Consider the following 7,574-nt stretch of genomic DNA (forward strand, 5'->3'; position numbering starts at 1 on the left):
GAGTCTCCATACCAAACGTTAGCCTATATGGGGACGAGCCCCCTCCCCGCACAAGCCGGACCAGGGCAGCCTCCCGGTCGCCAACCAGGGAAGGTCTTCGTGGAAAATTAAGGTGAAACAGTCCAGGAGGGGAGCATTTCACCTTATTTTGCAGGGTGTGGAGGATCGCCAGCCGCACACCTGCAAAATGGCCTGGTGCAGCAGGGGGGCGGGCAGCCCTATAAAAAAAGTATCCCGGCAGCCCTACGCCCTCTTCACGAGCGACGCAACATACCTGCCGACCTCGCTCGTCTTCTTCGCACCGCCCATATCCCGGGTCACGAACCCGTCAAGGATGCTTTGCTCGATCGCGCTGAGGACTGCCCTCGCCGCCTCGCGCTCGCCGATGTGGTCGAGGAGCATCGAGCCCGCCCAGATGGTGGCGAGCGGGTTTGCGACGTCCTGACCCCGGTACTTCGGCGCCGAGCCGTGGATCGGCTCAAACATCGAGGTGCCTGCCGGGTTGATGTTCCCGCCGGGAGCGAGCCCGAGCCCGCCCTGGATCATGGCACCGAGGTCGGTGATGATGTCGCCGAACATATTCGGGGTGACGACGACATCGAACCACTCCGGGTTCTTGACGAACCACATCGTGACCGCGTCGACGAAGGTGAACTCGGTCGCGACGTCCGGGTACCCGGTGGCGACCTGGTTGAAGACATCCCGCCAGAGGCCGTAGACGTCGGAGAGGACGTTTGCCTTGTCGACCGACGTGACCTTCCGCTCCCTCGCTGCGGCCAGGTCAAAGGCGTAGCGGATCACCCGCTCCGCGCCCGGCCGGGTGACGACACCGATCTGGTAGGCTATCTCGTCGGCGTCGGTCTCGACATCAAGCCCGAACTTGATGTTGTAGAGGTCGCGGACGACCTCAAGCGTCTTTTGCTCGCGCGCACCCGTGAACCGTGAGCCGATACCGACGTAGAAGTCCTCGGTGTTCTCCCTGACCACCACGAAGTCGACATCCTCCGGCCCCTTGTTCGCGAGCGGCGTCGGGGCGCCCTCAAGGAGTTTGATCGGCCTGAGATTGACGAACTGGTCGAAGTGGAACCGGATCGCAAGCAGGATCCCCTTCTCGAGGATCCCGGGCTTCACCCGCTCATCACCGATGGCGCCGAAGTAGATCGCCCGGAACTTCGAGAGTTCCCGGAGATCCTCCTCGGTGAGGAGTTCGCCCGTGCTGAGGTAGCGCTCGGCCCCGACGTCGAAGTCGGTCCACGCGATATCAAACCCAAAGCGCTCCCCTGCGGCGTCGAGAACCTCCTTTCCTGCCGCTATGATCTCGGGGCCGATGCCGTCCCCGCCGATGGCGGCTACCTGGTGCTGCATGTCTCCACCTCGTCAAGGTCTTTCGCGTAGGCCACGAGGCCGCCGGCATCGACGATGCTCTTCAGGAACCCGGGCACCGGCTCGACGGCGAGCCGCTTCCCGTTCACCTCGATAAAGCCCCCGCCGAGATCCACCGTTACGGTATCGCCGTCCCGGATCTCGCCTGCCCCGGCGCAGACCAGCGGCAGGAGCCCGGTGTTGACGGCGTTCCGGTAGAAGATCCGCGCAAACGACTCTGCGACGACGACCCTGATGCCAGCCCCGATGAGCGCGAGCGGCGCGTGCTCCCGGGAAGAGCCGCACCCGAAGTTGCTGCCCGCCACCACGACGTCGCCCTCCCGGACCTCCCGTGCAAATTCATCTCTCGTCCCCTCAAACGCATGCTTCGCAAGTTCCGCGGGATCATAGATCGTCAGGAACCTGCCCGGGATGACCGCGTCAGTATCGATATCATTGCCGAATTTCCATACCCGCATATCCTTCACACCTCCCTCGGGTCGGTGATCTCGCCGTAGAGGGCGCTTGCCGCCGCCGTCGCCGGCGAGGCCAGGTAGACCGATGCCTGGGCACTCCCCTGCCTGCCCCGGAAGTTCCGGTTCGACGTCGAGAGCGAGACTTCCCCCGGGGCGAGGAGGCCAAACGCGCCGCCCATGCAGGGGCCGCAGCAGGGCGCCTCGACCAGTGCCCCCGCCTCGACAAACCGCTCGATGAGCCCGGCCCGGAGCGCTTTCAGGTACTCGGTGCGCGAAGCCGGGATGACGATCACCCGGACACCGTCCGCGAACGCATCAGCGGTCCCGAGAACCTCGGCCGCCTCGGCGAGATCCTCGTAGCGGCCGTTCGTGCAGGAGCCGATGAAGACCTGGTCGACCTTCGTCCCTGCCACCCGACCCACATCCACGACGTTGTCCACGTTGTGGGGGACGGCGACCTGAGGTGCGAGATCGGTGACGTCGTAGCGCCGGGTTTCGGCGTACTTGGCGCCGGGGTCGCCTGCAAGGTCGAAGGGCTCCACCTCCCGGCGTGCGGCGACGTAATCCCAGGTGGTCGCGTCGGGCGGCACAATCCCCGCCTTTGCCCCCATCTCGATCGCCATGTTGGCACAGGTCATCCGGCCCGCCATATTCATCGCACGCATGGCCCCGCCGGAGAACTCAAGCGCCTTATAGGTCGCGCCGTCGGCGCCGATATCCCCGGCAAGCGAGAGGATCAGGTCTTTTGCCCCCACCCGCCGGCCGAACGTCCCGTCCACCTCGATCCTGATGCTCTCAGGCACCCGGAAGTAGAGCGCCCCGAACTTCAGGACAAAACCCATATCGGTCGAACCGATACCGGTCGCAAACGCCCCTGCGGCCCCGTAGGTGCAGGTATGCGAGTCGGTGCCGACGATGATCTCGCCGGGCGCCGCCCGCCCCTTCTCCATCACCACCTGATGACAGACGCCCTCGTTGAGGTCGTAGTTGTGGATCCCCTGCTCCTCTGCGAACCGGCGCATGAAGACGTGGTTCTCGGCCGCCGGTATGGAGTCGGCGGGAACCTGGTGGTCGAAGAGCATGATGATCCGCTCGGGGTCGAAGACCTGTTCTCCTCCCATCTCACGGAAGACCCGGACCGCCAGCGGGCCGGTGATGTCATGGATCATCGCTGCATCCACGGGTGCCATCACCACGTCGCCCGCGCGGACGGCCCTGCCGCACGTTTGGGAAAATATCTTTTCTGCGATCGTCGCCGCCATGCAGTATCGCGGTATGGGTACGCGCTCCAGACGTATCTAGTTTGGCAGGGAATCGGCGCTCTCTCCATCCTGTTTCCCGGGGCCGAGTACCTTATGTGATACCGCGCGGAATTAGTGAAGAGAAACGATGACCAGCGGACCAACCCCGGCAATGCGGCAGTATTACTCAGTGAAGGCCCGGTACCCCGATGCTATCCTCTTCTTCCAGATGGGGGACTTTTACGAGACCTTCGGTGAGGACGCCGGCGTGGTGGCCCGGGAACTCGATATCGTGCTGACATCCCGGGGCCGGGATAAGAACGGCGACCGGATGCCGCTCGCGGGCGTCCCCCTCCACGCCGCCGACGGCTACATCGCCCGCCTGGTGAACAAGGGGTACCGGGTGGTGATCTGCGACCAGGTGGAGGACCCAAAGACCGCAAAAGGGGTCGTGAAACGGGACGTCACGAGGGTGGTCACCCCGGGAACGCTCATCGACTCCTCGATGCTCGGCTCCGCGGGAGCCCAGTACCTAATGGCGGTCGCCCCCGACCGGAAGGATACCTTCGGTCTCGCGTTCCTGGACGTCTCCACCGGCGAGTTCTTCATCTCTTCAGGCAGCGGCGGACGCGATTACGCCGATCTCGTCTCTGAGGTGGTCAGGTACCGCCCGACGGAGGCGATCATCCCGGAGAGCCTCCAGGGTGGCCTCCCGGGGAGGCTTGAGACCCTCGGGGTGACGGTGAGCCGCTACCGCGACGACGCCTTTGACCCCGACGCAGCGTATGCCCGCCTCTGCGAGCAGTTCGGGACGACGACGCTTGAGGGCTACGGGTGCGAGGGGCTGACGGCCCCGGTTGCCGCGGCCGGAGCGGCGCTCCGCTACGCCCAGGAGACCCAGCAGTCGTCCCTCCCCCACATCTCAGGCATCGCGAGCAGGATACCGACCGGAAACATGGTGCTCGATGCGATCACCCTGCGAAACCTTGAGATCACGACAAGCATCCGGGGGAGCGGCGATGGGAACACGCTTCTCTCTGTGCTCGACACCACCGAGACCTCGATGGGGAGCCGGACGATGCGGTCGTTTTTGATCAGCCCGCTCATCGGGAAGACTGCCATCGACGAGAGGCTTGATGCTGTTGAGCACTTCTTTGACCACGCTCTTGAGCGGCAGGAACTCCGTTCAATCCTCGGCGACTTCTCAGACATCGAGCGGATTGCAGGGAGGATCGCCTACGGGAACGCCGGTCCCCGGGACCTTGCGACGCTGAAAGAGTCGCTTGAGTGTATCCCGGACGTAAAATCGCTCTTCAGCGATGACGCCCCGCTCCTCGTCAGGGAAGCCCTCGATGCGATGAGCGACCATGCCGGGGTCATCGACCTCGTCGGGAGGGCGATCGTGGACGATCCCCCGGCCCTCGCAAAGTCCGGGGGTATGATCAGGGAGGGGTTCAACAGAAAACTCGACGAACTCCGGCACCTCGCGACGACCGGGAAGAACTGGATCGCGGAGTTCCAGCAGCAGGAACGGGAGAGGACCGGCATCAAGTCGCTCAAGGTCGGCTACAACCGGGTCTTTGGCTACTACATCGAGGTGACGAAGCCGAACCTCCATCTGGTGCCGCCTGAGTACGAGCGCCGGCAGACGCTCGCAAACGCCGAGCGCTATACGATACCTGACCTCAGGGAGAAGGAGGCGATGATCGCCACCGCGGAGGAGCGGCTCGCGGCGCTTGAGGCCGAGCTATACACCGAACTTGTAAGAACGCTTGCGGCGCATGTCCCCGACCTCCAGGCGACCGCCCGGGCGGTCGGGCTGCTCGACGTCTACGCGGCCCTCGGTGAGGTCGCCGCCCGCTACGGCTACTCCCGTCCGGTGATCGAGGAGAGCGGCCGGATCATCATCAGGGACGGCCGCCACCCGGTGGTGGAGCGGCACCTCCCGGTTCCGTTCGTCCCGAACGACACCGAACTCGACTCTGCCGGTGACCAGATCATGATCATCACCGGGGCGAACATGGCCGGTAAGTCCACCTATATGCGGGCTGTGGCGCTCTGCTGCATCATGGCCCAGATGGGGAGTTTCGTCCCGGCCCGCCATGCCACCATCGGGATCGTCGACCGGGTCTTCACCCGGGTAGGGGCGTTTGACGACCTCGCCTCCGGGCAGTCCACGTTCATGGTGGAGATGCTGGAACTTGCAAACATCCTGAATAATGCAACGCCGCAGAGCCTGGTGGTCCTTGACGAGATCGGGCGGGGGACGAGCACGCTTGATGGGTGCTCGATCGCCAGGGCGGTGGTGGAGTTCCTGCACGGGAAAGCGGTTGCCGGACCCCGGACCCTCTTTGCGACCCACTTCCATGACCTGATTGACCTCGAGGGGTCGCTTGCGCGGGTGAAGAACTTCCACTTCGCGGTGAAGGATACCGGAAGTGATGTCGTCTTCCTCAGAAAGATCATCCCAGGCGCGACCGACAGGAGCTACGGCGTCCACGTGGCGCGTCTTGCCGGGATCCCGAAGAAGGTGACCGACCGGGCGATGAAACTTCTCAAGGAGGCGTCGGAGCGTGAGTTCTCGGGCGGGCCGCGGGCTCCCCGGTATACCCAGATGCTCCTCGTCGATCCCGGCGAAGGAGTCGTGGAGGAGAACCCGGCGGTCAGGGAACTTGCGACCTTAAACCCGAACGAGATGACGCCGATAGAGGCGTTAAACACCCTCTGCCGCCTCCAGAAACTCGCAAACGGGGAGGAGTGAGGGGAGTATGACCGGGACGAAGATACAGGTCCTCGACCCCGACACGGTCAACCAGATCGCGGCCGGCGAAGTCGTGGAGCGGCCGGCATCGGTGGTAAAAGAACTCCTGGAGAACGCTGTCGATGCGGGAGCGACGAGCATCCTCGTCGAGGTCTCCTCGGACCTTGCCGGGATCACGATGCTCCGGGTGACCGACGACGGGGAAGGGATGACGCCGGAGGAGGCGGTGCTTGCGTTCCAGCCGCATGCGACGAGCAAGATCCGGGATATCGCCGACCTCTCATTCATCCGGACCCTGGGGTTCCGGGGGGAGGCGCTCGCAAGCATCGCCGCCGTCGCGGAGGTGACCCTGGTCACCCGTCCCCGGGACTCAGGGGCGCTCGCCGGCACCAGGGTGGTGGTCAGGGGCGGCGAGGTTGTGGAGAAGAACGACGTGGGGGCACCGGAGGGGACGACGGTGATCGTGAAACACCTCTTCTACAACACCCCCGCCCGCCGGAAGTTCTTAAAGAGCAGGAACACCGAGCTCGCCCACATCTACGGGGTTGCGGAGAACCTCGCGCTCGCGCACGGCGAGGTCGCGTTCCGGGTGGTGCACAACGGGAGAGAGCGGATGGCGACCCAGCGGTCGGGCGGACTCCTGAATGCCATCGCAGGTCTCTACGGCGCTGACCTTGCCCGCACACTCATCCCCATCGACGCGAGAACCCCTCTCCTCCGGATCAGCGGGTACCTGTCCCGCCCGTCCGAGAGCCGGGGGAACCCCTCGCAGGTCGCGATCAGCATCAACGGCAGGAGCATAACCTCCCGGCAGATCACTGCGGCCGTACGGGAGGGCTACGGCACCCTCCTCCCGAAAGACCGCTACCCGGTGGCGTTCGTCGACCTCTCGCTTGAAGCCGGTCTCGTGGACGTCAACGTCCACCCGACCAAGCGGGAGGTCCGGCTCTCCAGAGAACGGGAGATCCTCTCTGCGGTTGCGGCCGCCGTCGAGGAGGCGCTCGCCGGGTGCGACCTCGCCCGCGAAGCAGCGGCGGCGGAGCAGGTGCAGCAGCAGATCGTCCCGGCGGAGCCGGAACCGATGCCGCCGGTGGCCGAGCCGACCGCTACCTACGCGGCCGGCCACCGGGCTCTCACCCTCTCAGACCGGCAGCTCCGCAGGACGGAGGAAGCAGGGGATGCCGAGAACCTCCTCCCCGCCATGAAGCCGGTGGGACAGGTGGCGGCGACCTACATCGTGGCTGAAGGGGCCGACGGGACCCTCTATCTCATCGACCAGCACGCGGCCCATGAGCGGATCCTCTACGACCAGGTCGTGGAACGGCGCGACGCAGCGCCCGAGACCCAGGAACTGATCATGCCTGCCGTCCTCTCCCTCCCGCCGCGGGAGTCTGCCGCGCTCCGCGACGCGATGCCGGTCCTGGCGGAGGAGGGGTTCGTAGTCGAGGAGTTCGGCCGGGACACCTTCGCCGTCCGGGCGGTGCCGGCCGCCCTCGGCGCACTTGAGGACCCCGGGGTTGTCAGGGAGACGATCGCCGACCTCCTCACCGGAGCGTCCCGCACCAATCCCGACCGGCGGGAGGCGGTCACCTGCATCGTCGCCTGCAGGGGCGCGGTGAAGGCCGGCGTCCTTCTCACGCACGACCAGCAGAGACGTCTCCTCGCACAGCTCGCCCGGACGAAGACCCCCTGGACGTGCCCGCACGGGAGGCCGACGGTGGTGGCGTTCGATAA

5 protein-coding genes are annotated in these 7,574 nt (G+C 65.4%); 2 read left to right on the forward strand and 3 right to left on the reverse strand.

Going from position 1 to position 7,574, the window contains the following annotated elements; genetic code table 11:
* Nucleotides 1-243: 243 nt before the first annotated feature.
* Genes BP858_RS06595 through BP858_RS06605 form a run of 3 tightly spaced genes read right to left on the reverse strand, consistent with a single transcriptional unit; the run spans nt 244 to nt 3,100 of the window.
* Complete coding sequence (locus tag BP858_RS06595) at nt 244-1,365, reverse strand: 3-isopropylmalate dehydrogenase (protein WP_014866216.1); 1,122 nt, start codon at nt 1,363-1,365, stop codon at nt 244-246.
* Nucleotides 1,350-1,841: a 3-isopropylmalate dehydratase small subunit gene (locus BP858_RS06600; RefSeq protein WP_286879152.1), complete on the reverse strand. Its 492-nt coding sequence runs from the start codon at nt 1,839-1,841 to the stop codon at nt 1,350-1,352. The genes BP858_RS06595 and BP858_RS06600 overlap by 16 nt, the downstream gene beginning before the upstream one ends.
* Before the next feature lie 5 nt (nt 1,842-1,846).
* On the reverse strand, nt 1,847-3,100 hold the full coding sequence (locus tag BP858_RS06605) for a 3-isopropylmalate dehydratase large subunit (RefSeq protein WP_062261472.1): 1,254 nt from the start codon (nt 3,098-3,100) through the stop codon (nt 1,847-1,849).
* Between the two features lie 127 nt (nt 3,101-3,227).
* Between BP858_RS06605 and mutS the strand changes: the two genes are divergently transcribed.
* Both mutS and mutL read left to right on the forward strand, forming a co-directional pair.
* Nucleotides 3,228-5,840: a DNA mismatch repair protein MutS gene (mutS, locus tag BP858_RS06610; RefSeq protein ID WP_286879153.1), complete on the forward strand. Its 2,613-nt coding sequence runs from the start codon at nt 3,228-3,230 to the stop codon at nt 5,838-5,840.
* A gap of 7 nt (nt 5,841-5,847) precedes the next feature.
* A partial coding sequence (gene mutL / locus BP858_RS06615) for a DNA mismatch repair endonuclease MutL (protein ID WP_286879154.1) occupies nt 5,848-7,574 on the forward strand: 1,727 nt, incomplete at its 3' end.

Source organism: Methanoculleus sp. UBA413, from assembly GCF_002502935.1.
In the GTDB taxonomy this organism is placed as follows: domain Archaea; phylum Halobacteriota; class Methanomicrobia; order Methanomicrobiales; family Methanoculleaceae; genus Methanoculleus; species Methanoculleus bourgensis.